Source organism: Pseudomonas sp. D4002 (assembly GCF_013385665.1).
Lineage (GTDB): Bacteria > Pseudomonadota > Gammaproteobacteria > Pseudomonadales > Pseudomonadaceae > Aquipseudomonas.
In genome coordinates, this window is the sequence record NZ_JACAPN010000030.1 from 67,208 (window position 1) to 92,195 (window position 24,988).

Here is a 24,988-nt window from a genome sequence, read left to right on the forward strand (position 1 = left end):
TGATGACTCCGCCCGGCATATGTACGGCTCCCATCCCCTCATACGCCAATAAAAACCGCAAATCCCAACAATCCGCAGGGTGCCGCCCGGCATTTCGTCAACCCATAATGGGCTGACAACAATAAAGGGGCTCACCCCGGGGCGCGTAAGCCATGTACAGAGACCATATCGTCAAGACCCGCATGACGGACAGCGCGGTATTCATGGGCGCGGTGGCCGTGGTGATTTTCATCATCACGCTCGCCTGCGGCGTCGGTGAAGGCCGCCTCTCCCACTTGATGGGCCCCATCGTTCTCGACCTGAAGGCACCACTGGCGCGTGACATTGCAGTGGGCGGCACGCTCACCCTGACGGTGGTGCTGAACCTGTTCATCCTTGGCCGCTTTCCCTTGCGCGCGCAGATCATCACGGTCTGGTGCGAGTTGCTGGTGCTGTTCCTGTTGTTCTTCGACACCTTCAACCTTTCCTACAGTTTCATCGCGACCAAAATCGGCTTCATGATCACCCAGGGGGTGTTCACCACCGTCTACGTGTCGGCGATTTCGATTGCGATTGCGTTCGTCCTGGCGCTGCTGGGCGCCACCGCGCGCTTGTCTTCCAACGGCTTCGCGATTGCGATTGCGAGCTTCTACACCTCGTTTTTCCGCGGCGTTCCGCTGCTGATCCAGATCTATCTGATTTACCTGGGCATTCCCCAGCTCGGCTATGTCGTCGGGGCGGTTCCAGCCGGGATCCTGGCGCTCTCGCTGTGTTATGGCGCCTACATGACGGAGATCTTCCGCGCCGGTATCAGCAGCATCTCGCGGGGCCAGTGGGAAGCCTCGCGGGCGATTGGCCTGAACCCGTTCCAGACGATGACCCGGGTGATTCTCCCGCAGTCCATGCGCTTGATCATTCCGCCAACGGGCAACCAGTTCATCTCGATGCTCAAGGACAGTTCGCTGGTGTCGGTGATCGGCGTCTGGGAGCTGATGTTCCTGGCACGAACCCAGGGACGCGCCGAGTTCCGGCACCTGGAAATGCTGATCACCGCCGCCGTGCTGTATTGGCTGCTGTCGATCATGCTGGAAACCGTCCAGGCCCGCCTGGAAAAGCACTTCAACCGCGCCCATCGCTGAACCAGGAGCATGACGATGAATCAGCCCTCAATAGTCCCTGCTCCATACCCTGCAATATCGATCCAGGACATGCACAAATGGTATGGCGATTTTTATGTGCTCAAGGGCATCGACCTGCACATTGCCAGCGGTGAAATCGTGGTGGTCTGCGGGCCGTCGGGCTCCGGCAAGTCCACGTTGATTCGCTGCCTGAACCTGCTGGAAGACTTCCAGAAAGGCCACGTGTTCATCGAGGGCACCGAGTTGACCCGTGATGCCGCCTGCGTGGCGGGCATACGGCGCCAGGTCGGCATGGTGTTCCAGCAGTTCAACCTGTTCCCGCACATGACGGTGCTGGAGAACCTCATGGTAGGACCGCGTCTGGTGAGCAAGCTCAGCGAGCCCCAGGCCCGCGAGCTGGCCTATGAATACCTGGACCGAGTGCGCATCGGGAACCAGGCCGACAAATACCCCAGCCAGCTCTCGGGCGGCCAGCAGCAGCGCGTCGCCATTGCCCGGGCCTTGTGCATGCGCCCGCGCATCATGCTGTTCGACGAGCCCACGTCGGCCCTTGACCCCGAGATGGTCAAGGAAGTGCTGGACGTGATGGGCGAACTGGCCCAGGACGGCATCACCATGGTCTGCGTCACCCACGAGATGGGATTCGCCCGGCGGGTGGCCGACCGGATCATCTTCATGGACCAGGGCTGCATCATCGAGCAAGCCAAACCCACCGAGTTTTTTGACAACCCGCAGCACGAGCGTGCCCGGGAATTCCTGTCGCAGATTCTCAGCCACTGAGCAGCACCGTCGAACCTTGCGAAGTCACCGATAAAAACAACAGGCACCGCACTCAAGATACTGGAGGCTTACCCATGATCTCGTTCACTCGCTTCTTCACCGCAGCCGCTGTCGCCACCGCCCTCACCAGCCTCACAGGCGCGGCCTGGGCGGGCTCGACCCTCGACCGCATCCATGAAACCAAGGTGATCAAGGTGGCCACCTCGGCCAACTGGCCACCGCAATCGTTCCTGGGCCCGGACAATAAGCTGCAAGGCTTCGATATCGACGTCGCCAGCGAAATCGGCAAACGCCTGGGCAGCAAAGTCGACTTCGTGACGCCCGAATACGGGATCATCACCGCCGGGCGCTGGTCGAGCCGCTGGGACCTGTCGGTCGGCTCCATGACCCCGACCACCGAGCGCACCCGGGTGCTCGACTTCCCCGCGATCTACTACTACACGCCGTATGTATTCGCGGTGCACAAGGACGCGGCCGAGACCAAAGTGGCGGACCTGAACGGCAAGATCATCGGCGTCGAAGCCGGTACGACTTCGGAGGACTATATCAACCGCCGCCTCAAGATCGACGCCGCCGATGTGCCGCCTTTCACTTACGAAGTCACCCCCGGCGAGGTTCGCACGTACGGCGACAGCATGGGCCCGCTGGATGACCTGCGCATGGGGGACGGGGTGCGCCTGAACGCAACCCTGTCCGCCCTGCCCACCATCGTCGCCGCCGTCAAGAATGGCTACCCCATCGTCAGGGTGGAAGGCAAACCCGCCTACTACGAACCCCTGGCCATCGCCGTGGACAAGGGCGATGAGGCGTTCAACAGCGCGCTGACCAAGATCGTCGCCGACATGAAAGCCGACGGCACGCTCAAGCAATTGTCAGAGAAATGGTACGGCGCCGACCTCACCCAGGTGCAGTAAAAAACCCCACAGGCCGTACAGGCGCCCCGTCCTCGACGCGGCGCGCTGTATGCCTGCGCCGCGAAAAAAGGACGGCCGACTTCATGTTCACCTATAACAACAATTACTACACCGCCACGATGCGCGACACGACTGAACGCCAGGCGCTGTGTGGCAACGCCCGGGCCGATGTGTGCGTGATCGGCGCCGGGCTGGCGGGGCTGAGCACGGCGTGGGAGCTGGTCTCCCGCGGGCAGTCGGTGGTGCTGCTGGATGCCGGTCGCGTGGCCTGGGGAGCGTCGGGGCGCAACGGTGGCTTCGTGCTCCAGGGCTGGTCCGAAGGGTTGGCCGCCATCGAGCGACGCTGCGGCAAACCGACGGCCGCCGCGCTGTTCAAACTGTCGCTTGAAGGCGTCGAGATTGTTCGGGGCATGATCGCCCATCATCAGTTGCCCGGCTGCACGCCAACCCCGGGAAAACTGAGTGTGGTGCGCTACGAAGATGGCGACAACCTGCAGCGCGTGCGGGACAAAATGGCCGCGGATTTCGACTTTCACCTCGACTACCTGGATCGCCAGGCGGTGCGCGAAAAGCTCAAGACCGAGCGGTATTTCCAGGCGCTGCGCGACAACCATGGCTTTCACTTCCACCCCTTGAACTATTGCCTCGGCCTGGCCCGACTGATCGAGCAAAGTGGTGGCAAAATCCATGAACGCTCGCCCATGACCGCCGTCGAAAGCCGCAACGGGCGACACCGGGTCATCACCGATCAGGGCACTGTCGATTGTGCCCACGTGGTGTACTGCTGCGGCGGCTATGGGGGGCCTGAGTTCGGCAAATTACGCCGCGCCTTCCTGCCGATCGCGACCTATGCAGTGCTGACCGAGCACCTGGGCGATCGCCTGGCCGAGGCGGTCTGTACCTCCGATGCCGTGGGCGATAACCGCCGGGCCTCGGACTATTACCGCATCGTCGAGGGCGACCGCCTGCTCTGGGGCGGCCGCATTACCACGCGCAACCTGCAGGATGAGAAACGCCTGGGGCAATTGCTGACGCAGGATATCCTCGACGTTTATCCGCAATTGCGCGGCATCAGGATCGACAAGGCCTGGTCCGGGTTGATGGGTTATGCGCGGCACAAGATGCCGCACATTGGCCCGCTGGGGCAGGGATTGTGGGCGTGTACATCATTTGGTGGCCATGGTATGAACACCGCGCCGATCGGCGCACGCGTCATCGCCGAGGCGATCTGCGGCGAAACCGATCGCTACCGCCTGTTCGATGCCTACGGCCTGGAATGGAATGGCGGCCCCCTGGGCCCGGCGGCCGCACAAACGGTTTACGCCGGCCTGAAAATGATGGATATGTTTCAGGAAAAGCGCTCGCAACACAGGGCGACTCATAAAAACTGAACCCCAGCGAGGGTCAAGGACGTGTCCATGGATACGCAGAATCCCGGTCCACTGTTTAACCTCACCGACAAGGACAGGCAATTGCTTGGCCTGCTGCAAGCCAACGCACGCGAACCCACCGCGTCATTGGCCCGCAAGCTCGGGGTCTCGCGCTCTGCGGTGCAGGAGCGGATTACCCGCCTGGAAAAGGCCGGCGTCATCACCGGCTACAGCGTGCGCATCGACCAGGACCGGCTTCAGCAGACGGTGACCTGCTTTACCATGACCTCCTGCACCAACAAGAGCTACACCGATGTGATGACCTCGCTGCGCAGGATGGAAGCGGTGCAGGCCGTTTACGCGGTCTCGGGGGAGTCCGATTTCATCATTCACCTGGCCACCGCCACCCTGAGTGAACTCAATGCCGAGCTCATCAGGATCAACATGATCAAAGGGGTGGCGCACACCGCTTCGCATATCGTGATGGAAACCAAGTTCAGCCGGAAACTGATGGTGTGAAGTGCTGCCGGCCGTGGGAAACCGCGCGTCTCACGCTCCGCCTCGACTGCCATAGCGACTCAGCCACCTGACAAGTCATTCCTTGCAAAATAATTCGCCTCAACGCAATATTAAAAGCAATTGCTTGGTTAATTACCTCAAGCCTGACGCTTATGCCCTTCGCCGGCTTCCATACCGCGAACGCATTACAAGGAATCGTTGATGCAAACCCAAGACAGCAGTTGGGGCGAGTTGCTTAGCGGCAAGAACGCCACCCGCTCCATTGCCCTTTCAGGCGGCATCGCGCTGTATGCCACCAACACCTACATCGCCACCACCATCCTGCCGTCGGTGGTGGCCGAAATCGGCGGCCTGGCGCTTTATGCGTGGAGCACCACACTGTACGTGGTGGCCTCGATCCTCGGTTCCGCCCTCACCTCCAAGCTGTTGCAACGCACCGGTCCACGGCTGGCGTATGCGCTGGCCACACTGGTGTTCATGGTGGGTGTGCTGATCTGTGCCCTGGCGCCGAACATGCCGGTGATGCTCGCGGGGCGCTCCATCCAGGGGTTGGGCGGCGGGGTCTTGCTGGCCCTGTGTTACTCGATGATCCAACTGGTGTTCGAAGAGCGCCTGTGGCCGCGCGCAATGGCACTGGTGTCGGGGATGTGGGGCGTGGCGACGCTCGTCGGGCCGGCGGTGGGTGGTGTGTTTGCCGAGATGGACGCGTGGCGCCTGGCCTTCGGCTCGATGGTGCCGGTGAGCCTGGCGTACATGGTACTCACCAGCCGCGCCCTGCCCCCGCGCGACACCACGGCGACCGCCACCGCCCGTTTGCCGGTGCCGCAACTGGTGCTGCTGGCGGGCGCGGTGCTGGCGGTGTGTGCCGGCAGCGTCTCGGCGCTGCCGAGCTGGAACCTGTTGGGTATCGCCACCTGCGTCGTGCTGGTGGTGCTGTTGATCCGCAAGGAGTCCAGCGCCACCGTGCGTCTTTTGCCCCGGGATGCATTGAAGTTCAGCACCCCGCTCTGCGCGCTTTATGCGACCACCTGCCTGTTGGTGATCGGCATGAGCAGCGAGATCTTCATGCCGTACTTTCTGCAGCACTTGCATGGCCAGTCACCGCTGATCGCCGGTTACATGGCCGCGCTGATGGCGGCCGGCTGGACGGTCTCGGAAATCATCAGCTCCGGCTGGACCGGCCGCGGCCCACATCGCGCCATCATCGCGGGGCCATTGTTTATCGTGGCGGGCTTGATGATGCTGGCGATCACTACGCCCATCGCCAGCCAGGGCGAATGGACATTGCTGGCCCCTATCTGCCTGGGGCTGTTCCTGGTGGGGTTCGGCATCGGCCTGGGTTGGCCGCACCTGCTGACGCGCATCCTGCAAGTGGCTTCGGAACAGGACAAGGACACGGCCGCTTCGTCGATCACCACCCTGCAACTGTTCGCCATGGCCATGGGCGCGGCGCTGGCTGGGGTGATCTCGAACATGGCGGGCATCAATGAAGTGGCGGGCAATGGCGGCATCGCCCATGCCGCGCGCTGGCTGTTCGCGCTGTTTACCCTGGCACCCGTGTTGGCGCTGTTGATGGCGCTGCGGGCAACGCGGACAAAGCCGATCGAAGGCGCGCCCCTCAACCTTGGAATCGTCCAACCTGCCCCCATAACTAGCGAGGTATCCAACAAGGGGAAGCACAGACCATGACCAACCCGACCGAAACCGCCCTGCTCGCCGGCGGCTGCTTCTGGGGCATGCAAGACCTGCTGCGCCGCTACCCCGGCGTGCTGCACACGCGGGTCGGTTACACCGGCGGCGATGTGCCGAATGCCACGTATCGCAACCACGGCAACCATGCCGAAGCCATCGAGATCGTCTTCGACCCGACGGTGATCACTTACCGGCAGATCCTCGAGTTCTTTTTCCAGATCCACGACCCCAGCACGCCCAACCGCCAGGGCAACGACCTGGGCCCCAGCTACCGTTCGGCAATTTATTACCTGAGCGAACAGCAACGCGACATCGCTGAAGACACCGCCGCCGACGTCGACGCCTCAAAACTGTGGCCGGGCCGTGTCGTCACCGAGATCGAACCGGCGGGGCCGTTCTGGGAGGCGGAGCCGGAGCATCAGGATTACCTGGAGCGGATTCCGAATGGCTATACCTGCCACTTCATCCGACCCAACTGGAAACTGCCGAAACGCGGTTGAAAATGTGGGAGCGGGCTTGCCCGCGAAAGCGGTGTGTCAGTCAGCAAGTTCTTCACTGACCCACCGCCTTCGCGAGCAAGCCCGCTCCCACATAAAGCAGTTCCTACACAAAGCGCCTCCCTCACAAGGCGCATTTCCCTCAGCGCATTTGCAGAATGATCGGGCTGCTGCTCGCCGGGCCCGTGTGCTCACGCAACTTGCCCACCGCCTTGGCATCCACCGCCCCACCCTGATTGCCCCAGGTGCCGCGCACAAACGTCAGCACTTCAGCAATCTCCTGGTCCGACAACTGCTCACGGAACGCCGGCATGCGATAAGCGTCCGCCACATTGGCCGCCACTACGCGCTGCGAGCCATTGAGGGTGATGTTGATCGCCGAGGCGTCCTCCTTGGCCAGTGCGGAGGTGGCGCCCGCCAGCGGCGGCATCCAGTCCGGTTGCCCTTTGCCTTCCAGCCCATGGCACGAGGCGCAGCGGGTCACATAGGTATGCGCACCCGGCGCATCCAGGCGTTGCGCAGCCGATACCGCCTGATACTGCCAGGCCGCACCATCGCGCTGCTCGTCGCCCGGCAACGACCGCAGATAGCGTGCAATCGCCGCCAGGTCATCGTCGCTCATGAACTGCGTGGAGTTGTTGAACGCCTCGGTCATCGAGCCATAAACCACCGCATGTTTGTTGCGACCGGTCTTGAGGAACTGCACCACTTCCGGCTCGCTCCAGCGCCCCAGGCCGGTGTTGGGATCGTCCCGCAGGCTCGGTGCGTACCAGCCGTCGAGCAAGCCACCGGCCAAGTACGGCTTGCCACTTTCATCCAGAGCCTTTTCGTTGAAGGCCAGGCCCCGTGGCGTGTGGCAACTGCCGCAATGCCCCGGGCCCTGCACGATGTAGGCGCCCCGGTTCCACAGTTCATCCTTCCCGGCCTTCGCGACATACGGCTTGCTGTCGGTAAACACGCCATTCCACAGCGCGATCGGCCACCGCATATTCAATGGCCACGGGATCGAACTCTTGATATTGGCCTGCTGCACCGGCGCCACGCCCTTCATGAAGAACGCGTACAGGGCGCGCACATCATCATCGCTGAGCTTGGCATAGGACGGATACGGCATCGCCGGATACAGGCGGCGCCCACCCGGCGCGACACCCTGGCGCACCGCGCGGTCGAAGTCGGCGAGGCTGTAGCTGCCAATACCGGTTTCCGGGTCTGGCGTGACGTTGGTGGCGTGGATCGCCCCCAGCGGCGTGGCCATTTCCAGGCCACCGGCAAAGGGCTTGCCGTTGGGCACGCTGTGGCACGCCACACAGTCGCTGAGCCGGGCGACATACTCGCCTCGGGCGACCAGCGCCGGGTCCGTGGCGACGGGCTCGGCCCCCAGCGGCGAGACAGGCTCGCGGGTGACATACCAGGCCAGCAGGCCTGCGGCGACCAGGCACGGCAGCGCCAGCCAGCCAACGGTTCTTGCGAATCGACGGTTGTTCATAAGTGCTCAGGCCCCGGTCAGGTGAAGGAGTGGCGGCTTAACGGCATGCTGCGAACGCGCTGCCCGGTCAACGCCGCGACGGCGTTGGCCACGGCAGGCGCCACGGCGGGCAGCGGCGGTTCGCCAATACCGCCCATTTTTTCCCCGCTCTCGATCACGCGCACGTGCACCCGGGCCATCCGCGAAGGCGGCAGCACCGGGTACAAATCGTAGTTACGCGCCCGAGGCAAGCCGTCCACATACACCGCTTCCTCCAACAGCACCTGGGACAAGCCCAGCGACACTGCCCCATTCACCTGCGCCTCGACAATCGCCGGGTTGACGATGCTGCCCGGGTCGATTGCCTGCCAGATGTCGTGCACCTTGACCTGGCCGTTCTCGATCGACACCTCGGCAATCACCGCCGTCTGGGTGCCGAACGGTGACGCCATCGCCACCCCGCGTGCGCGCTTGCTGCCGTCCTCGGCAACAAACGGCCCACGTTTCCAGCCACCCGACAACTCGCCCACCGCCTTCAGCAGGGTGGTCAGCCGCTGGTTATCCCGCAACAGATGCAGGCGCAACTCGAACGGGTCCTTGCCACCCTTGTCGGCCAGTTCATCCAGGAAGGATTCGTAGAAAAAGTCATTCAGCGAATTGCCCACCGAACGCCAGTAGCCCAGCATCACCGGGCCCTTCACATAGATCTGCGCGATACGCTTGTTGGGAATCGCATAGGACTTGCCGGACAGTCCCTCAAGGGCCGTCGGGTCGAGCTTCTCGCCCTGCTTGCCCGCCAGGGCCTCGGTCGGTCCCTCCGTGGCGCTCACCGCTTCAATCGCCACCGGCCAGCCGTCGCTGTCCAGCGCCCCACGGAAATTCACCGCTGCGACCGGGCGCAGCACATCCCGCAGGAATTCTTCTTCGCGGCTCCAGATCAACTTCACCGGGCGCCCCACCGCCTTGGCCAACTCGATGGCCTGCGGGTAAGGACTGGCCGAGTCATACAGGAAGTGCCGCCCGAAAAAACCACCCAACAACGGCGAATGCAGGGTAATCCGCTCCGGGGCCAGGCCGGTGCGCTTGGCGATATCGGCCAGGAACATGTCCTGCGCCTGATTCGGCAGCCAGATCTCCAGCGAACCGTCAGGGTTGAAGCGCGCCAGCGCCGAAGGCGGCTCCAACTGGGCATGGTGCAGGTACTGGTTGTGGTAAGTGGCCTCGACCTTGGTCTTGGCATTGGCCAGCGTGCCGGCCACGTCGCCCTCGTTCTCATCATCACGGGCCGGGCCGGTTTCTGCGGCCAGGCGCTTGAAATGCTCGTCGCTGGAAAAGTCCTTCGGCATCCCGCGCACCTTGGAATCAGCCGTCGGCTCCAGCCAGTCGACCTGAATCGACTCCACCGCACGCTTGGCATGCCACCAACGCTCGGCCACCACCGCCACCGCACCGGGCAGGCGATGCACCGAATGCACGCCCGGCATGGCCTTGACCTGGTCTTCGTTGCGCAGGCTGCCCACGGTCATGCCGAGCCGGGGCGCATGCTGCACGGCGGCATGGAGCATGCCGTCGACCTTCATATCTATGCTGTACAGCGCCTTGCCGGTGGACTTGTCATACGCATCGAGACGCTTCACCGGCTTGCCGATCCAACGGAACTGGCTTGGGTCGCGCAGCTTCACACTGGCCACATCCGGTACCGGCAGGTCCATCGCCCGCCCGGCCAATTCGCCATACGCAAGGGAACGCCCGGACGCCGCGTGTACGACCTTGCCCGGCTCGGTCGACAGCTCGCTCACCGGTACCTTCAGCGCCTGCGCCCCGGCCTCCAGCAACATCGCCCGGGCCAGCGCACCCAGCCGGCGCATCGTGGGGTAACTCATCCGCACCGACATACTGCCGCCAGTGATGCGCATGCCGTTCTCCATCACCACAAAGGCTTCACCGGGCGGGGCACACTCAACCAGGAACGTGGCCGGGTCGGCGTCCAACTCCTCGCCGACAATCTGCGCCATCGCGGTGAACGTGCCCTGGCCGCCTTCGATAAACGGGCTGAGCAAACGAATCGTGTTGTCCGGGCGAATCTCCAGGAAGGCCGGCACCTGCGTACCGCGTTCGGCCGTGGCCGCAGCGGTGGCCGCCTGCACTCGGCCAGACCCCAGCGGCAGGCCAAAACCAATCACCAGCGCGCCCACGGCCGTACTGGCCAGGAAACGACGGCGGGACAGGTTCACCGGGTCAGTCAGCGCCGCGACCAAGGGCAGCGCAGTGGGATCAATGCGAATGTTCATCAGGCCTCTCCCTTCTGCGCAAGGTCATGCACGGCGGCATGAATGGCGTTATAGGTGCCACAGCGACAGAGGTTGACCATGGCGGCCTCGATCTGCGCATCACTGGGCTTGGGCGTGTGCTTGAGCAGCGCGGTGGCCGCCATTACCTGGCCGGATTGGCAGTAGCCGCATTGGGCGACCTGGTATTCGACCCAGGTGGCAACGACCCGCTTGCCGACGTCATCGGACTCGATGGCTTCGATGGTGGTGATTTCGCGGCCGACCACGCCGGAAACGGGCGTGACGCAGGAACGCACGACATTGCCGTCCACAAGCACCGAACACGCACCGCATTGCGCCAGGCCGCAGCCGTATTTGGTGCCGGTCATGTCCAGGTTGTCGCGGATGACCCAGAGCAGGGGCGTGTCGGGTTCGGCGTCGACTTGGTGGGTCTGCTGGTTAATTCGTAATTCCATGGCTCACCCGCTGATCATCGGTTGGTGTTGCATTTTTTAGTATTTTTAGACGGCAAGACGGGGCCTCGCCGCTGGGCATCGATGGCCCGTCTGGTTCGCGCGCGCGTGGTTTGACTAGTCTAGCGGGCGATGGGAATGACTTTAGACCCTGGTTCATCAAGGCGCTATGCAGGGGTGGGCAAGATCGCAGGATTAGGCAAGTATTCAAGAGGATTGCGTCAGGGGGGGAGCGGCCTGTGGTGTCAGTGGCGGTCACGCCGGGTGGTGTTCCACCAGAAAGTCGACAAATGCCCTGACCCGCGCAGGCATCGCCGCGCCGCCGACGAACACCGCGTGAATCGGCTCCTGGTCTCCGGGGTTGTACGCTTCAAGCAACGGCACCAGATCACCGCTGGCCAGGTCATCTGCCACGCTGAATGCGCCAATGCGCGCGATGCCGGCACCCAGCTTGGCCAACTGGGACAATACCTCCCCGCTGTTACCCTCGATCGTACCCGACACCTGCAGCGAAAAATCGCGCCCGTCCACGCGAAACGGCCAGTCGGGCGCTGCCCGGCGGAAGTTGAAACGCAGGCAGTTGTGGTTGAGCAAATCCTGCGGCACCTGCGGTGTGCCATGACGCGCCAGGTAGTCCGGGGAAGCGACTATGACCTCGCCGATGGAGCCGATAAGGCGAGCGGTCAAGGGGCTGTCGGCCAATTGACCGAAGCGGATTGCAACGTCCGCTTGCCCGCCCAGGATATCCACCACCTCATCCTCCAGCCGCAACTCAACCACGATGGCCGGGTAGCGCGCGCTGAACGCGGCAACCAGCGGCACGATCGACAGCCGCCCGTGTGCGAGCGCCGCGCTGACCCTCAGCCGCCCCCGTGGCGCGCCCTGGTCGGTGATCGCATCCTCGACTTCGGCCATGTCCGCCAGGATCCGCCGGGCGCCGCGCAAATACGCTTCGCCTTCGGCCGTGAGCGTGATCGCCCGGGTGGTGCGCAGCAGCAGGCGGGTGCCTATGCGCCCCTCGATGCGGGTGATGATGCGGCTGATGGATGACGGCGTGAGGCCCAGCACCCGAGCCGCCCCCGAGAGGCTACCCTGCTCCGCGACCATGGCGAACACCGCCATCTCCCCCGACCGACCGCCTATGTCCACTTGTGATCTCCACGCAAAGCTGTAGTGCCCTGCCGAGGGCTACCGCCTGAAAAGTCGTGATTGTAGCATTTGATACAAAGATGAGGAGTCACCTATGCGTATCAACCCACCCCTTGTAGCACTGTCCATCGGCGCCTTCGGCATCGGGGTCACCGAGTTTGCCCCCATGGGCATGTTGCCCGGGATCGCCGCCGACCTCGGTGTTTCCATTCCCGCCGCCGGGCTGCTTGTCAGCGCCTATGCCATGGGCGTGCTGATCGGCGCCCCGATCATGACCCTCGCGACAGCCAGGGTGGCGCGCCGGTATCTGCTGGTGGGCCTGATGGCCATTTTCACCCTGGGTAATCTGCTGTCCGCCCTGGCCACCGACTACCAGACCCTGATGGTCGCCCGGTTGGTGACATCGCTGAATCACGGGGCATTCTTCGGCATCGGCTCCATCGTGGCAGCGAGTGTGGTAGCGCCCGACAAACGCGCGGGGGCCGTCGCCGCGATGTTCCTCGGGCTGACCCTGGCGACCATCGGTGGCGTGCCCCTGGCAACCTGGTTCGGCGAGAACTTCGGCTGGCGTACGGCGTTCTGGGGCATCAGCGGGCTCGGGGCGTTCGTGATGGTGGCCCTGTGGTGGGCGCTACCGAATACGCCCGCTCCAAAAGGGGCAAGCCTGATGGCCGAAATCCGCGTACTGGGCCGCGGGCCGGTACTGGCAGCGCTGGCGTTGACCGTGGTGGGGTCCAGCGCCATGTTCACGGTGTTTACCTATATCGCGCCGATTCTGCGGGATGTCACCCACGCCTCGACCAACTTCGTCACCGCAATGCTCGTGCTGTTCGGGATCGGCCTGACCCTCGGCAACGTCTGGGGCGGCAAGTCTGCGGACCGTTCGGTGGACCGCACCCTGATAACGTCGCTCGTGGTCCTGATTGCCGTGCTGCTGGCGTTCTCTGTGCTCATGCAATGGCCGCTGCCCGCCGCCTTGTCGATCCTGCTGTGGGGCGCCGCCAGCTTTGCGCTGGTACCTCCCCTGCAGATGCGCGTGATGGAAGCCGCCAAGGATGCACCCAACCTGGCCTCGGCGATGAACATCGGTGCGTTCAACTTCGGTAACGCCATTGGCGCGGCGCTGGGGGGAGCAGTGATCAACGCAGGGCTGGGCTACCCGGCCATTTCGCTGGCTGGCGCGATCATGGCGGCCCTGGGTTTGCTGATGGTGCTGGGCCTTGGCTGGCGCTCGCGGCGCGCAGGTTCACGTATCTGCCAGGAACCGGCGCAGGCATAAAGACAGCCGCGCTTAAACGCCCCCCTACACCCTCCCCTCTGAAAAGCCCCGAATCCCGGGGCTTTTTTGCGTCTGCCTGGCCGCCATCCAGCGCTGCAAAAAATTTCAACTAGTGACTTTCATTATGAAATCCACTGTGCAATATTACTTGCGTAATATTTAGCAACAGTTCCCGGAGTCCCTCATGAAGAAAGCCAGCTTCCAACCCATGTCCTGCCCGGTCGCCCGTGCCCTGGAGCACATCGGTGATGGTTGGAGCCTGTTGATCCTGCGTGATGCGTTCTACGGGCTGCGCCGTTTCGACGAGTTCCTGCAGAGCCTCGGGATCGCCTCGAACACCCTGACCCGCCGCCTGAATGCGTTGGTGGCCGGCGGCTTGCTGGAACGGCGCCCGTACCAGGACAACCCGCCGCGCCATGAGTACCACCTCACCGAAGCGGGCCGGGACTTGCGCCAGGTCATCCTCACGCTGATGGCCTGGGGCGCGCGGCATGCCGAGGGATCGACCAAGGTGTTTCTCGCCGACGAGTCCACCGGGCGCCCGGTGGTGCTGGCGTTGATGGATGCCAACACCGGCAACCCCATCACCCGTGCGGGCCACCGCGTACATGTCAGCGCCGATGCCGAACCGCTGACCCTGTGGCGCGCACGAACCGGCCGGGCCTACGCCGAAAAAGACCAGTTGGTCAGCCCCTTCCCCCACTAATACTCAACGAGGTCATTTCGTCATGGACGCTCCAGTCAGCGCTGTGCCCGAACCCACCCAACCATCCCGGCGCAAACAGGTTTTGCGCCTGGGGCTGTTGACCCTGGCCGTGGCTGGCGGCGTGTGGTACGCCAGCCACTGGTGGCTGGTCAGCCGGTTTATCGAAGACACCGACGACGCCTATGTCGGGGCCGATGTGACGGTGATCAGCGCCAAAGTGCCGGGCTATATCAGCGAAGTGACGGTGCAGGACAACCAGTTCGTACGGGCCGGCGACGTGCTGGCGCGCATCGATGTGCGCGACTACCGCACGGCCCTGGCCAAAGCCGACGGCGCCGTGGCCGCGCAACAGGCGACGCTCGCCAACCTCGACGCCACCGAACAACTGCAACTGGCGGTGATCAACCAGGCCAAGGCACAGATCGACGCCACCGATGCCGAAGCACAACGGGCCGGCGACGATCAAACGCGTTACCAGAACCTGGTGCGCAGCCAGGCCGTATCGGTCGAAAGCGCACAGCGGGTCAGCGCCGTATGGAAGACCGCCCGCGCCGACCACTCCCGAGCGCAAGCCGGGCTGATGGCGGCGCGTCGGCAAATCGACGTGATTGAAACCCAGCGCGACCAGGCCCGCGCAGCGCTGCAACAGGCCCAAGCCGAACGCGACCAGGCGCAGTTGAACATCAGCTACACCGAACTGCGGGCCCCAGTGGACGGCTACGTGGGCAATCGCCGCGCCCGGGTCGGTGCCTACGCCGCGGCCGGCAGCCAACTGATCTCGGTGGTGCCCGCGAAAGGATTGTGGGTGGATGCCAACTTCAAGGAAGACCAATTGGGGCGCCTGCAGGTCGGGCAAAGCGTGAGCATCCGCGCCGACATCCTCCCCGGCCGTGAATTCCACGGGCACATCGAGAGCCTGGCCCCTGCCACCGGGGCGCAATTCAGTGTGCTGCCGCCGGAAAACGCCACCGGCAACTTCACCAAGATCGTGCAGCGAGTGCCGGTGCGCGTGCGCCTCGACAGCAACGATGCCGACTTCGGCGCCCTGCGTCCGGGCCTGTCGGTGATGGCGAAGGTCAACACCGATGAGGCGTTCGAGGACCAGGCCAGCGCCCTCAAGGCCCAGCTATGAACAGCCCGTTGCCCGCCCTCAGCACCGCACAAAAAGTCGCGGCCTTCGCCACCATGTGCGTGGGCATGTTCATCGCCTTGATCGACATCCAGATCGTCTCCGCCTCCCTCAAGGACATCGGCGGCGGGTTGTCTGCCGGCGCGGACGATACGGCGTGGGTGCAGACCGCCTACCTGATCGCGGAAATCATCGTGATCCCCATGTCAGGCTGGCTCTCCCGGGTGATGAGCACGCGCTGGCTGTTCGCGGCGTCGGCGGCCGGGTTCACCTTGACCAGCCTGCTGTGCGCGATGGCCTGGAACATCCAGAGCATGATCGCGTTTCGCGCCTTGCAGGGGTTTCTGGGGGGCTCGATGATTCCGTTGGTGTTCACCACCGCGTTCATGTACTTCAACGGCAAGCAGCGGGTGATCGCCGCCTCCACCATCGGCGCCATCGCGTCCCTGGCACCCACATTGGGCCCGGCCGTGGGCGGTTGGATCACCGACATCTCCTCCTGGCACTGGCTGTTCTACATCAACCTGCTGCCCGGCCTCTTCGTGACCTTTGCGGTGCCGATGCTGGTCAAGGTCGACCGCCCCAACCCGTCATTGCTCAAGGGCGCCGACTATATCGGCATGGCGTTGATGGCGGTGTTTCTCGGCTGCCTGGAATACACCCTCGAAGAAGGCCCGCGCTGGAACTGGTTCAGCGACAGCACCATCTCGACCACGGCCTGGATAGCCGCCATCAGCGGCGGGGTGTTTATCTGGCGCTGCCTGGAAATCAAGGAGCCGATCGTCGACCTGCGCGCGCTTCGGGACAGGAACTTCGCCCTGGGCTGCCTGTTTTCATTTATCACCGGCATCGGCATTTTCGCCACCATCTACCTCACGCCGCTGTTTCTCGGGCGGGTGCGCGGGTACGGCTCGCTGGATATCGGCCTGGCGGTGTTTTCCACGGGGGTGTTCCAGTTGCTGGCGATCCCGGTGTACGCCTTGCTGGCCAATCGTTTCGACCTGCGCTGGATTTTGATGTTCGGGTTGTCGTTATTCGCCCTGTCGATGTGGGACTTCTCCCCCATCACCCACGACTGGGGCGCCAAGGAGCTGCTGCTGCCTCAAGCCATACGCGGGTTTGCTCAACAAATGGCAGTGCCGCCGGTGGTCACCCTGACCCTCGGCGCACTGGCCCCCGACCGCCTGAAGCTCGCCTCGGGCCTGTTCAACCTGATGCGCAACCTCGGCGGCGCCATCGGCATCGCCGCCTGCGCCACGGTGCTCAATGACCGCACCAACCTGCACTTCCTGCGCCTGGCTGAACACCTGAACATCCGGAACGAATCGATGAATGTCTGGCTTGACCAGCTTTCAGGGAATGCCCAGTTGCTGGGGCAAAACAGCCTGGATTCGAGCCAGTTCGCGCTGAGTCAGCTGTGGGCGCTGACCTGGCGCGAGGCGCAAACGCTGACCTATGCGGACGCATTCCTGATGATCATGGTGTGCTTCGTCGTCGCCGTGTTGCTGGTGCCGTTGATGCGCAAGGTGCAACCGCCGAAGCAGCCGACGGCGGATGCGCATTAGAGAGGACTTGTCACAACGTTTGAGGCTGTGAGTACAGCACCCGGCTCCATTGCCTACAGTCGCGTCGGAATTTGCTAGCTTGTGCATCTGGGAGGCACCTCTCTAAGGTTGCCCAGGCGCTGAATACCCCTTTACCTGTACTCAACCTCGCGTCGACAAGATGTAGCCATCTAGCTACAAATGGAACTATGATCAACAAGAAAAAAATATACGAGATCCACCAAACACCCGAGTTCGAGAGCTGGCTTAAACGTATGAAGGACACTCAGGGAAAAGCGGCAATTCTGACCCGACTGGATCGTGCCGGAGCGGGCAACTTTGGTGATTGCGAATCGGTTGGCGATGGGATGAGCGAAATGCGTGTTTTTGTTGGCCCGGGCTACAGAATTTACTATGTGCGCTCGGGAATCGCAGAGTACTTGATGCTCAGCGGGAGCGATAAAACGGATCAAAAACGGGGCATACAAAAAGCTAAAGCAATACTCGCTGGCCTGAGAGGTAAATGATATGAGCGATAAATTCAATCCCGAGGAGATGCCAATCCTCAGCCTCGACACGACGGGTACGACTCATTACGAAGCCTCGCGCTTTCTCGATAGCCCGGAAGCAATGGCGGCCTATTTGGCTGAAAGTCTGAAAACCGGTGATACCGAGGGCCTTATTCATGCGTTGGCCGAGGTCGCAAAAGCCAAAGGCGTAAATAAGGTCGCCAAGGATGCGGGGGTCAATCGTGAAAGCCTTTATAAGGTGCTGAAAGCCGGCTCGAAAACGCGATTTGAGACCATAAGGAAGCTGATGACCGCAATCGGTGTCGAACTCACCGTACAACCGGTAACAGCGCTGGCTGTCACTTCAAAACCCGTTGATCCAAGGGCTGGCAAGCCCGTTTCAGCCGCCAAGCCTGCAGCGAAGACGCGCTCGTGATCATCACTGTGTGTTTTGTTGTGGCCGTGTTGCTGGTGCCGTTGATGCGCATTGAGTCGCCGTCAGACAGTGAGGTACTGGATCACCTCGCCCATCGCGTCAATATCGGGAGCATCGCTCACTGCTGCTTCCGAGTTGCACCATGGGTAACTCAGACCTGACACCCACTTCATGACGCTCCCCAAATCCGCAGCGGGCAGCGTCTTCATATGCTCGATAGTGATGGTGAGCTTTTCAACAAGCCCCGACTCAACACTGAACTGCCACTCATACACCCCACACCCAACCCGGGCTTCGCCGGAGTTTTTGTCGGACATCCCCACCAGCCATTTGCACTGATAGGTTTTGGCCCCCTCTTCAGGCGGCTGCCCCAGGCAAAACGTATAGACGTTTTCAAAGGTCTGCCCGAATCGCCGTACCAGCACGTCGCCGATGCCGGCAACCCCTTCAACGTGGGGCGGGAACGAGATGGAACCGGTGCGCACTACCATGTCCAGGGTCGCCTCCGGAACAAACGCCCGGCTGAGCAAATGCGGACGGTTGCCGTCCTTGGCGAGTATGTAGTGCTGAATCGCAAGTTGAGCAGTGTTCATGGTTTTTCCGTCGATTCCCTATCGGATGATGCTTAGGCCTTCTGGATCAACTCTCAGAAGAAACAGCTGGCTCATCAGCGGATTCAGCAGCCAGTTTCAATCGGTCTGCTTTACTGATGTACTTGTCCTTGCGGGCGGGTGCCAATTTGGCGCTGGCCTTTTTGGCCTTGGCCTTGAACAGCTGCTGTAGTTTCTTTTGACGATTCATGTGGTTTATCCGGTTTGTAATCAGTGCTTGCCGCGGTGATTATCCATCTTTCATGCCTTTATCGAAGCAGATTTAATTCACGGCACTCCACAGCGCCACCGCGGTCTGTCCCTATACGCCTCTATTCTCGCCCAGCGGAGCCACCATGATCATCGTCCACCACCTCAACAACTCCCGTTCGCAACGCATCCTGTGGCTGCTCGAAGAACTCGGCCTGCCCTACGAGCTCAAGCGCTACCAGCGCGACGCGAAAACCAACCTCGCGCCCCCTGAACTCAAGGCGATCAATGCCCTGGGCAAATCACCGGTGATTCAAGACGGTCCCCACGTGGTGATCGAGTCCGGCGCCATCATCGACTACTTGATTCGCCGCCATGGTAACGGCCGCCTGCAACCGGATCCGGCCACTGCAACCTATGACGAATACGTGCAATGGCTGCACTTCGCCGAAGGTTCGGCCATGCTGCCACTGATGCTCAACCTGTACGTCGGGCGCCTGGGTGACGCGGGTGCGCCATTGCACCCACGTATCGAATCCGAGGTGGCGAACTACCTGGGTTATCTGGACAACGCACTGGGGCTCGCACCGTACCTGGTGGGTGACGAATTGACCGGCGCGGATATCCAGATGAGCTTCATCGGTGAAATCGCCCGGGCCCAGGGCAAGCTGCAGGCCTACCCGAATGTGGCGGCGTGGGTGCAACGCTTTCAGGAACGGCCGGCGTATCGCAAGGCGCTGGAACAGGGTGGCGCATACGCGTTCGCGAAGTAAAAGGCCAGGCGGTTCCGGCGGGTGTTCATCTGTATTGCGTTAATCCCCGGGATGAGGATTACTGTAGGACGCATCCGGCATTGAGATAACACAGCATGTTCGAACTCGCCCCCATCCTGACGTATGTCGCCGTGGTCATCGGCCTTTTCCTGATTCCCGGCCCAGCCGTGCTGCTGGTGATCACTCGCACCCTCCAGGGTGGGCGCAAGGTCGGGATTGCCACCGGGCTGGGGGTGGCCTCGGGCGACCTGATCCATACGCTGTGCGCGGCGCTCGGCCTGTCGGCCATCCTGATGACCTCGGCCGTGGCGTTTAACGTGGTCAAAATCGTCGGCGCCTGTTACCTGATCTACCTGGGCGTACGCGCCTTCATGGCCAAGCCTGGCGCAACCACGCGCAAAGACCTGCCCACCGTGACCTCGACCCAGGCGTATTTCCAGGCGGTGGGTGCCGAAGTGCTGAACCCGAAAACCGCGATTTTCTTCCTGGCCTTCCTGCCGCAGTTTATTCACCCGGAATCCGGTTCTTCCCTGGCGCAGTTCGCGGTGTTGGGGTTGATCTTCTCGGGGCTCAGTGCGGTGTACACGACGCTGATTTCGGTGGCGATTCGTCCGTTGAGCCAATGGATGGTGGGCCTTTCAAGGCTGCGCCGTTGGGAGGGGAAGATCATTGGGACGTTGTTCATGGGATTGGGGCTGAAGATTGCTTTCCAGCAGCGTTAATCGGTTGCAAACCGCTGCCTTTTAACCCGGTACATCTCACCATCCGCGTGGCTGAGCAGGCTGTCGGCATCTGCTCCATCCGCCGGGTAAAACGCTACGCCGATACTGCAGGACGGCATCTTGACCGCGCCAAACTCAGCGCTCAGGGGCTGGGTCATCACCGCAACTATCTGCTGCACTTTGGCCGACACGGCTTCCGGTGACTGAATATCCGTCAGCAGCACGGTGAATTCATCCCCGCCCATCCGGGCCACCAGGTCGCTCTCACGCACACACCCTTCCAACCGTCGTGCAATCACGCAAAGCACGCGGTCGCCCACGGCATGCCCGTGCACATCATTGATGGCCTTGAAGTCATTCACGTCCAGAAACAGCAAGGCCAGAGGACTTTTGTGGTGGTGAGCGGCTTGCAGGGCCTCGTCCAACCGGTCATTGAACAGCGAGCGATTGGTGAGGGCCGTCAACGGGTCGTGATGGGCGAGGAAACGCAGCTCTTCTTCCGCCTGCGTCAGGGCGGTTACGTCCCGCGCAACACCGATCCGCGCCCCCACTTCCTCGGACCAGAAGGCCGCCCACAGAATGTGCACCACACTGCCATCCTTGCGGATATAGCGGTTGCGGAAGTCGACGTGGGGCTTGCCATTCATGACCCGCACAATCGACGCCCGGGTGCGGGCCAGGTCTTCAGGGTGCATGTAGTGGGTGATCAGGGTGCCGGTCAGTTCCTCGGCGCGGTACCCCAGCAGCGCTTCGCAGGCATCACTCACAAACACGATCTGGTTTTCACTGTCGACCACGAACACCGTATCCAGCATCAAGTGGATCAGTTTGGGATAGAGGGCTTGCAGGTCAACGGGCATAGGTCTGGGGAGCGTCTGGTTCGGATTGGGCGATCATAGCCCGATCCCGAAGGATGGCGAAAAGGAATCATAGCGGCCCGCAGAATAGCCCCCGGCAATGTTGCTGCGCTAACTGCGTCGCCACCAGCAGGCTGCGCCACCCTTCAAGGTCGTAGGAGAGCGCCCGCCAGAGCAGCCACGGCCAATAGTCGCAGAGGTGGAACACGCACCAGATCATTCGACACTCGGTTTTTATAATGAACGAATGATTGCTATGCTGAACACCCGGCAACAAAGCGTCAACCCATTTATGGATGATTTGAAGAACAAATGACCGACATAACGAACAATCTCAATCCAAGCCGAATCGACCTGCTGGCCCTGTCGATCAAGCGCGAACGCCAGGCTGGGGGGCTTTCATTGACTGAACTGGCAAAACGCGCAGGCGTGGCGAAGTCGACCTTGTCCCAGCTGGAGTCCGGCATCGGCAACCCCAGCATCGAGACCCTGTGGTCGTTGGCCACGGCGATGGGCTTGCAGGTGACCCGGTTCTTCGAACAACCCCAGCAACACCTGCGGGTAATTCGCGCCAACGAGGGCCTGACCACCCATACCGAAACCGGCCACTACGCGGCCACACTGCTTGCGGATTGCCCGGCGGGCGTGCGTCGCGATATCTACCGGCTCAAGGTACAGCCGGGCGAAGTGCGCCTGTCGCAGCCCCACCCTGCCGGCACCGTCGAGCACGTGCTGCTGTGCAGCGGCAGCGCGAATATCGGCCCGGCGGGTGAGCCTGTGCTGCTGCACGCCGGCGACTACATCAGCTACCTGGCAAATGCGCCCCATGTGTTCGAAGCACTTGAGGCGGATACCACGGCGGTGATGGTGATCGAACATCCCTAAGCCGCGGGGATGTGCCCTCAGGCATGGATAGGCAGGGCCAACCCGAACAGCACAAAAAAACCGCCGCAGACTTTATTGAATCGGCGCCCGGTTCGCGCCAGCCAGGGCCGTACCCGGTGCGCGGCGCTGGCCACCAGGTACTCGACGATGAACTCCACCACGGCGTAGGTCAGGGCGATGGTGAGCGTCTGCGCAACGATGCTCCGGTGCGGGTCCAGGAACGGTGGAATAAACGCGGTGAACAGCAGCAAGGCCTTGGGGTTCGAGATCGCCGATACCAGCCCCTGGCGGAACAGCGGCCAGCTCCGCGAGCTGGTAGTGCCGGTCGCCTCAAGGCTGACCGGTGCCGCCCGCCACAGCCCGAAGCCCAGCCAGATCAGGTACAGCCCACCCGCCACCTTCAAGGCCGTGAACAGGCTGGCCGACGCCTGGATCAGTGCACCCAACCCCAACGCACACAGCGCCAGCACAATCGCAAAACCGAGCACGCCACCGCTGATGGTGAACAGCGTTTTGCGGCTGCCGTGAAGCGCACCGTGGGTCAGCGCCAATAACGCATTGGGCCCTGGCACCACCGAGATGCCGAAGCAGGTAACCAGGTAAAGCAACCAGGTATCAAAGGGCATGATCCGATCCGAATGGTGTTGATTCGAGGCAGAATGTTGCGGGTGAACAAGCGTCCATGAAAAGCGCATAATTCAGGCCTTAGCCATTCGATTAACGAATAGAGGTCAGCGCGATGCCCGCCAGCGATTTGCAACTCGATTGGCTCAAATGCTTTGTGGCCGTGGTGGATGCCGGCTCGTTGTCTGGCGCCGCCCACGAGGTCAACCGCTCGCAGTCCGCCGTCAGCATGCAGATGAAGAAACTCGAAGCCGCCCTTGGGCGACAGCTCTTGAGTCGCGGCCCGAGGCACCTGCAATTGACTGCCGATGGCCAGACGCTGCTGAGCTACGCCCGGCGCATGCTCGCCCTGCACGCTGAAACCCAGGCGGCGTTTCATGGTGAAGAGCTGACCGGGCGCATCCGCCTTGGCGTTGCCGAAGACTACGCGGCCCGGTACCTCACGCCGCTGCTCAAGCGCTATTCGCCGCGCTACGCCGGTGTGGAAATCGAACTGACCTGTGAACAGTCGACCACGCTGATCCCGCAGTTGCGCAGCGGCGATCTTGACCTGGCGCTGGTGTCTCGGGACTCGCCCCAAAGCGGCACCTTCCTGTTCAAGGAGCCCATGGTTTGGGTAGGTTCACCGCAGTTCGAACTGTGGCGTCGCGACCCGATCCCCATCGCCGTCTACGAAAGCGCAAGCCTCGCCCGGCGGTATGCGGTGAACGCACTCACCCAGCAAGGCCGCGAATTCAAGGTGGTGTACAACAGCTCCAGCCTTGCCGGCCAGGTGGCCGCCGTCGAGGGCGGGCTCGCGATTGCCGCGATCACCCAATGCACCGTGCAGGATTCGCTTCAGGTACTCGGTGACGAGCACGGTTTGGGCAGTATTGAGCCCATGGAGGTTTCGATTCTGCGTAGCCGGGCGTCCCGCGGGTCCAAGGCGGTCAATAGCCTGCATGCGTTCATCATCCGAACGCTGAGGGCTCAGCCTTAGTGGGCAGAGCGTTTCGGCACAATCATCGAGCGCTTCGGCGCAGTGCCGTGCCTACGCGCTGTTTAGGATCAAGGCTCAAACCACGCCTGGACATCACCGCAATGAAACTCAAAGCACTTGCCCCCGCGATCACCCTGATCATGGCCGCCAGCGGACACGCCGCCAGCTTCTCACTCAACAGCCCGGACATTGCCGACCAACGCCCGCTGACGCACCTGCAGGAATTCAACGGCTTCGGCTGCAGCGGCGGCAACACCTCCCCTGCCCTGTCCTGGGCCAACGCCCCGGCGGGCACCAAAAGCTTCGCCATCACCGTCTACGATCCCGACGCACCGACCGGCAGCGGCTGGTGGCACTGGACGGTGGTGAACCTGCCCGACACCGTCTCCAGCCTGCCGAGCAATGTGGGCACCCACCTGCCAGCCGGGGCGGTGCAAGGCCGCACGGACTACGGCCAACCCGGCTTCGGCGGCGCCTGCCCGCCCGTGGGTGATAAACCGCATCGCTATCAATTCACCGTGTGGGCGTTGAAAGTCGACACCCTGCCGATCGACAATCAATCCAGCGGCGCCCTGGTCGGCTACATGCTCAATGCCAACAGCTTGGCCAAGGCCACAATCACGGCCCCTTACGGACGCTAGTCACGATGGATGTTCACGAAGGTCTGCGGCACCGGGAAAGCATCATCGAAAGCTGCGTGATCAGGGCCCGGCAACACCATACCCTGCAACGCGTGCCGATCTTCATGACCGCCCTGTGCCGCGTGCGACAGGGGCAAAAACTGATGCAGTGGGATGAGCGCGAAATGCGTGCCGGCCCACAGCACCTGATTCTACTGCCGGCGGGCCGCGAGCTTGGGGTGACCAACTTTCCCGGTGCCCAGGGTGACTACATCGCTGATGTGGTGTCGTTTCCGGTGACGGTGTTGCGTAACTTCGTTGCCCGGTATGGCGCGCAGTTCAAGGGCAGCATGCATGCCGACCTGTGCGTACGCCTGGACAAACAGACCCGACAAGCCTGGGACCAACTGCTGACCGCACTGAGCACCGGCGCCCCGTCGGCCCTGTGCACCCACTATGGCGAGGCCGTGTTGCTCTGCCTGTGCCTGGCCGGCCAGGCGGGACCGTTGCTGATGGATCGCAACGACCCCTTGAGTGAACGCGTGCAGCGGTTGATCGGCAGCAACCTGTCCAGGGACTGGACCGTTGCCACGGTTGCGCAGCAGCTGAATCTGGGGGAATCGACGTTGCGTCGGCAGCTGGCCAATGAGGATGCGAGCTTCAGGGCCATCCTGGAAAATGTTCGGCTGGGGGCGGCGTTGCAACAGCTGCAAACCTCCAGGGATTCCATCGGGGAGATTTCCAGTGCGTGCGGGTATGCGTCGGCGTCGCGGTTTGCGGTGAGGTTCAAGTCACATTATGGGCTTTCACCGCGGTCGTTGCGGGCGGCGATGTGAGGTACACACTACCTGAGTAGCCCATAACCTGTGGCGAGGGAG

The 24,988-nt window shown here is 62.5% G+C and carries 27 protein-coding genes; 19 read left to right on the forward strand and 8 right to left on the reverse strand.

The window, feature by feature from the left end; translation table 11 throughout:
* The first annotated feature begins 152 nt into the window (after window positions 1-152).
* The 7 genes from HX824_RS21775 to msrA all read left to right on the forward strand — a co-directional run bounded on the left by HX824_RS21775 (window position 153) and on the right by msrA (window position 6,893).
* Window positions 153-1,118, forward strand: a complete 966-nt coding sequence (locus HX824_RS21775; protein WP_177055052.1) for an amino acid ABC transporter permease — start codon at window positions 153-155, stop codon at window positions 1,116-1,118.
* A gap of 15 nt (window positions 1,119-1,133) precedes the next feature.
* Window positions 1,134-1,898 carry an amino acid ABC transporter ATP-binding protein gene (locus HX824_RS21780; RefSeq protein WP_023658742.1) on the forward strand — a complete coding sequence of 255 codons (765 nt, stop codon included), beginning with the start codon at window positions 1,134-1,136 and terminating at the stop codon, window positions 1,896-1,898.
* Window positions 1,899-1,972: 74 nt separating this feature from the next.
* On the forward strand, window positions 1,973-2,812 hold the full coding sequence (locus HX824_RS21785; protein ID WP_003215621.1) for a transporter substrate-binding domain-containing protein: 840 nt from the start codon (window positions 1,973-1,975) through the stop codon (window positions 2,810-2,812).
* 83 nt (window positions 2,813-2,895) lie between these two features.
* The gene (locus tag HX824_RS21790; protein ID WP_177036117.1) at window positions 2,896-4,203 is read left to right on the forward strand and encodes an FAD-binding oxidoreductase; all 1,308 of its coding nucleotides are present in this window, start codon (window positions 2,896-2,898) and stop codon (window positions 4,201-4,203) included.
* Between the two features lie 27 nt (window positions 4,204-4,230).
* The gene (locus HX824_RS21795; RefSeq protein WP_003215617.1) at window positions 4,231-4,701 is read left to right on the forward strand and encodes an Lrp/AsnC family transcriptional regulator; all 471 of its coding nucleotides are present in this window, start codon (window positions 4,231-4,233) and stop codon (window positions 4,699-4,701) included.
* Window positions 4,702-4,902: 201 nt separating this feature from the next.
* Window positions 4,903-6,390 (forward strand): MFS transporter, encoded by a 1,488-nt coding sequence (locus HX824_RS21800; RefSeq protein WP_177055053.1) that lies wholly within the window; start codon window positions 4,903-4,905, stop codon window positions 6,388-6,390.
* Complete coding sequence (gene msrA, locus HX824_RS21805) at window positions 6,387-6,893, forward strand: peptide-methionine (S)-S-oxide reductase MsrA (RefSeq protein WP_003215613.1); 507 nt, start codon at window positions 6,387-6,389, stop codon at window positions 6,891-6,893. The genes HX824_RS21800 and msrA overlap by 4 nt, the downstream gene beginning before the upstream one ends.
* Window positions 6,894-7,032: 139 nt before the next feature.
* Here the strand turns inward: msrA and HX824_RS21810 are convergent, their stop codons facing one another.
* The 4 genes from HX824_RS21810 to HX824_RS21825 all read right to left on the reverse strand — a co-directional run bounded on the left by HX824_RS21810 (window position 7,033) and on the right by HX824_RS21825 (window position 12,247).
* Entirely contained in the window at window positions 7,033-8,376 is a 1,344-nt protein-coding gene (locus HX824_RS21810) for a cytochrome c (RefSeq protein WP_003215611.1), read from the reverse strand.
* Between the two features lie 17 nt (window positions 8,377-8,393).
* Entirely contained in the window at window positions 8,394-10,646 is a 2,253-nt protein-coding gene (locus HX824_RS21815; protein WP_177008662.1) for a molybdopterin cofactor-binding domain-containing protein, read from the reverse strand.
* A complete protein-coding gene (locus tag HX824_RS21820) occupies window positions 10,646-11,101 on the reverse strand; it encodes a (2Fe-2S)-binding protein (protein WP_008434715.1) in 456 nt (151 codons plus the stop codon). The genes HX824_RS21815 and HX824_RS21820 overlap by 1 nt, the downstream gene beginning before the upstream one ends.
* A 252-nt stretch (window positions 11,102-11,353) precedes the next feature.
* On the reverse strand, window positions 11,354-12,247 hold the full coding sequence (locus tag HX824_RS21825) for a LysR family transcriptional regulator (RefSeq protein ID WP_023658741.1): 894 nt from the start codon (window positions 12,245-12,247) through the stop codon (window positions 11,354-11,356).
* Window positions 12,248-12,341: 94 nt separating this feature from the next.
* Here HX824_RS21825 and HX824_RS21830 point away from each other — a divergent pair, with 94 nt between their 5' ends.
* The 6 genes from HX824_RS21830 (at window position 12,342) to HX824_RS21855 (ending at window position 17,850) form a co-directional block, all read left to right on the forward strand.
* Complete coding sequence (locus HX824_RS21830; protein ID WP_134326311.1) at window positions 12,342-13,526, forward strand: MFS transporter; 1,185 nt, start codon at window positions 12,342-12,344, stop codon at window positions 13,524-13,526.
* Window positions 13,527-13,710: 184 nt separating this feature from the next.
* Window positions 13,711-14,232 carry a helix-turn-helix domain-containing protein gene (locus HX824_RS21835; protein ID WP_008434717.1) on the forward strand — a complete coding sequence of 174 codons (522 nt, stop codon included), beginning with the start codon at window positions 13,711-13,713 and terminating at the stop codon, window positions 14,230-14,232.
* A gap of 22 nt (window positions 14,233-14,254) precedes the next feature.
* The gene (locus HX824_RS21840) at window positions 14,255-15,364 is read left to right on the forward strand and encodes an HlyD family secretion protein (RefSeq protein ID WP_177049887.1); all 1,110 of its coding nucleotides are present in this window, start codon (window positions 14,255-14,257) and stop codon (window positions 15,362-15,364) included.
* Window positions 15,361-16,926, forward strand: a complete 1,566-nt coding sequence (locus HX824_RS21845) for a DHA2 family efflux MFS transporter permease subunit (RefSeq protein WP_177049885.1) — start codon at window positions 15,361-15,363, stop codon at window positions 16,924-16,926. Before HX824_RS21840 ends, HX824_RS21845 begins: the two co-directional genes overlap by 4 nt.
* A 188-nt stretch (window positions 16,927-17,114) precedes the next feature.
* Window positions 17,115-17,432 carry a type II toxin-antitoxin system RelE/ParE family toxin gene (locus HX824_RS21850; protein ID WP_008434722.1) on the forward strand — a complete coding sequence of 106 codons (318 nt, stop codon included), beginning with the start codon at window positions 17,115-17,117 and terminating at the stop codon, window positions 17,430-17,432.
* Window position 17,433: 1 nt separating this feature from the next.
* Window positions 17,434-17,850 carry an addiction module antidote protein gene (locus tag HX824_RS21855; RefSeq protein ID WP_008434724.1) on the forward strand — a complete coding sequence of 139 codons (417 nt, stop codon included), beginning with the start codon at window positions 17,434-17,436 and terminating at the stop codon, window positions 17,848-17,850.
* 62 nt (window positions 17,851-17,912) lie between these two features.
* Here HX824_RS21855 and HX824_RS21860 read toward each other — a convergent pair whose 3' ends face one another.
* Together HX824_RS21860 and HX824_RS21865 are read right to left on the reverse strand one after the other, a co-directional pair.
* Window positions 17,913-18,443, reverse strand: coding sequence for a hypothetical protein (locus HX824_RS21860; RefSeq protein ID WP_177049882.1), 531 nt, complete (start codon window positions 18,441-18,443; stop codon window positions 17,913-17,915).
* Between the two features lie 46 nt (window positions 18,444-18,489).
* Entirely contained in the window at window positions 18,490-18,651 is a 162-nt protein-coding gene (locus HX824_RS21865) for a DUF2986 domain-containing protein (RefSeq protein WP_081253170.1), read from the reverse strand.
* 145 nt (window positions 18,652-18,796) lie between these two features.
* Between HX824_RS21865 and HX824_RS21870 the strand changes: the two genes are divergently transcribed.
* Window positions 18,797-19,423 carry a glutathione S-transferase family protein gene (locus HX824_RS21870; protein ID WP_177055054.1) on the forward strand — a complete coding sequence of 209 codons (627 nt, stop codon included), beginning with the start codon at window positions 18,797-18,799 and terminating at the stop codon, window positions 19,421-19,423.
* Window positions 19,424-19,518: 95 nt separating this feature from the next.
* Window positions 19,519-20,145 (forward strand): LysE family translocator, encoded by a 627-nt coding sequence (locus HX824_RS21875; protein WP_102605918.1) that lies wholly within the window; start codon window positions 19,519-19,521, stop codon window positions 20,143-20,145.
* On the opposite strand, the gene HX824_RS21880 is transcribed toward HX824_RS21875, so the two are convergent.
* The gene (locus HX824_RS21880; RefSeq protein WP_008434731.1) at window positions 20,142-21,005 is read right to left on the reverse strand and encodes a sensor domain-containing diguanylate cyclase; all 864 of its coding nucleotides are present in this window, start codon (window positions 21,003-21,005) and stop codon (window positions 20,142-20,144) included. The genes HX824_RS21875 and HX824_RS21880 overlap by 4 nt on opposite strands.
* Window positions 21,006-21,314: 309 nt before the next feature.
* Between HX824_RS21880 and HX824_RS21885 the strand changes: the two genes are divergently transcribed.
* A complete protein-coding gene (locus tag HX824_RS21885; RefSeq protein WP_177055055.1) occupies window positions 21,315-21,887 on the forward strand; it encodes a helix-turn-helix domain-containing protein in 573 nt (190 codons plus the stop codon).
* 17 nt (window positions 21,888-21,904) lie between these two features.
* Here the strand turns inward: HX824_RS21885 and HX824_RS21890 are convergent, their stop codons facing one another.
* Entirely contained in the window at window positions 21,905-22,513 is a 609-nt protein-coding gene (locus HX824_RS21890) for a LysE family translocator (RefSeq protein WP_003215589.1), read from the reverse strand.
* Window positions 22,514-22,626: 113 nt separating this feature from the next.
* Here HX824_RS21890 and HX824_RS21895 point away from each other — a divergent pair, with 113 nt between their 5' ends.
* The 3 genes from HX824_RS21895 (at window position 22,627) to HX824_RS21905 (ending at window position 24,946) form a co-directional block, all read left to right on the forward strand.
* Window positions 22,627-23,490 carry a LysR family transcriptional regulator gene (locus tag HX824_RS21895; protein WP_177019879.1) on the forward strand — a complete coding sequence of 288 codons (864 nt, stop codon included), beginning with the start codon at window positions 22,627-22,629 and terminating at the stop codon, window positions 23,488-23,490.
* A 101-nt stretch (window positions 23,491-23,591) separates the two neighbouring features.
* The gene (locus tag HX824_RS21900) at window positions 23,592-24,131 is read left to right on the forward strand and encodes a YbhB/YbcL family Raf kinase inhibitor-like protein (RefSeq protein WP_177055056.1); all 540 of its coding nucleotides are present in this window, start codon (window positions 23,592-23,594) and stop codon (window positions 24,129-24,131) included.
* A gap of 5 nt (window positions 24,132-24,136) precedes the next feature.
* On the forward strand, window positions 24,137-24,946 hold the full coding sequence (locus HX824_RS21905) for an AraC family transcriptional regulator (protein WP_177055057.1): 810 nt from the start codon (window positions 24,137-24,139) through the stop codon (window positions 24,944-24,946).
* Window positions 24,947-24,988: the final 42 nt, after the last annotated feature.

Coding starts and splice junctions, on each gene's coding strand:
- HX824_RS21885 (WP_177055055.1), top strand. CDS start 21,315: ATGACCGACATAACGAACAATCTCAATCCAAGCCGAATCGACCTGCTG.
- HX824_RS21840 (WP_177049887.1), top strand. CDS start 14,255: ATGGACGCTCCAGTCAGCGCTGTGCCCGAACCCACCCAACCATCCCGG.
- HX824_RS21830 (WP_134326311.1), top strand. CDS start 12,342: ATGCGTATCAACCCACCCCTTGTAGCACTGTCCATCGGCGCCTTCGGC.
- msrA (WP_003215613.1), top strand. CDS start 6,387: ATGACCAACCCGACCGAAACCGCCCTGCTCGCCGGCGGCTGCTTCTGG.
- HX824_RS21905 (WP_177055057.1), top strand. CDS start 24,137: ATGGATGTTCACGAAGGTCTGCGGCACCGGGAAAGCATCATCGAAAGC.
- HX824_RS21795 (WP_003215617.1), top strand. CDS start 4,231: ATGGATACGCAGAATCCCGGTCCACTGTTTAACCTCACCGACAAGGAC.
- HX824_RS21780 (WP_023658742.1), top strand. CDS start 1,134: ATGAATCAGCCCTCAATAGTCCCTGCTCCATACCCTGCAATATCGATC.
- HX824_RS21775 (WP_177055052.1), top strand. CDS start 153: ATGTACAGAGACCATATCGTCAAGACCCGCATGACGGACAGCGCGGTA.
- HX824_RS21850 (WP_008434722.1), top strand. CDS start 17,115: ATGATCAACAAGAAAAAAATATACGAGATCCACCAAACACCCGAGTTC.
- HX824_RS21790 (WP_177036117.1), top strand. CDS start 2,896: ATGTTCACCTATAACAACAATTACTACACCGCCACGATGCGCGACACG.
- HX824_RS21820 (WP_008434715.1), bottom strand. CDS start 11,101: ATGGAATTACGAATTAACCAGCAGACCCACCAAGTCGACGCCGAACCC.
- HX824_RS21875 (WP_102605918.1), top strand. CDS start 19,519: ATGTTCGAACTCGCCCCCATCCTGACGTATGTCGCCGTGGTCATCGGC.
- HX824_RS21810 (WP_003215611.1), bottom strand. CDS start 8,376: ATGAACAACCGTCGATTCGCAAGAACCGTTGGCTGGCTGGCGCTGCCG.
- HX824_RS21890 (WP_003215589.1), bottom strand. CDS start 22,513: ATGCCCTTTGATACCTGGTTGCTTTACCTGGTTACCTGCTTCGGCATC.
- HX824_RS21880 (WP_008434731.1), bottom strand. CDS start 21,005: ATGCCCGTTGACCTGCAAGCCCTCTATCCCAAACTGATCCACTTGATG.
- HX824_RS21785 (WP_003215621.1), top strand. CDS start 1,973: ATGATCTCGTTCACTCGCTTCTTCACCGCAGCCGCTGTCGCCACCGCC.
- HX824_RS21845 (WP_177049885.1), top strand. CDS start 15,361: ATGAACAGCCCGTTGCCCGCCCTCAGCACCGCACAAAAAGTCGCGGCC.
- HX824_RS21900 (WP_177055056.1), top strand. CDS start 23,592: ATGAAACTCAAAGCACTTGCCCCCGCGATCACCCTGATCATGGCCGCC.
- HX824_RS21835 (WP_008434717.1), top strand. CDS start 13,711: ATGAAGAAAGCCAGCTTCCAACCCATGTCCTGCCCGGTCGCCCGTGCC.
- HX824_RS21895 (WP_177019879.1), top strand. CDS start 22,627: ATGCCCGCCAGCGATTTGCAACTCGATTGGCTCAAATGCTTTGTGGCC.
- HX824_RS21860 (WP_177049882.1), bottom strand. CDS start 18,443: ATGAACACTGCTCAACTTGCGATTCAGCACTACATACTCGCCAAGGAC.
- HX824_RS21870 (WP_177055054.1), top strand. CDS start 18,797: ATGATCATCGTCCACCACCTCAACAACTCCCGTTCGCAACGCATCCTG.
- HX824_RS21855 (WP_008434724.1), top strand. CDS start 17,434: ATGAGCGATAAATTCAATCCCGAGGAGATGCCAATCCTCAGCCTCGAC.
- HX824_RS21800 (WP_177055053.1), top strand. CDS start 4,903: ATGCAAACCCAAGACAGCAGTTGGGGCGAGTTGCTTAGCGGCAAGAAC.
- HX824_RS21865 (WP_081253170.1), bottom strand. CDS start 18,651: ATGAATCGTCAAAAGAAACTACAGCAGCTGTTCAAGGCCAAGGCCAAA.
- HX824_RS21815 (WP_177008662.1), bottom strand. CDS start 10,646: ATGAACATTCGCATTGATCCCACTGCGCTGCCCTTGGTCGCGGCGCTG.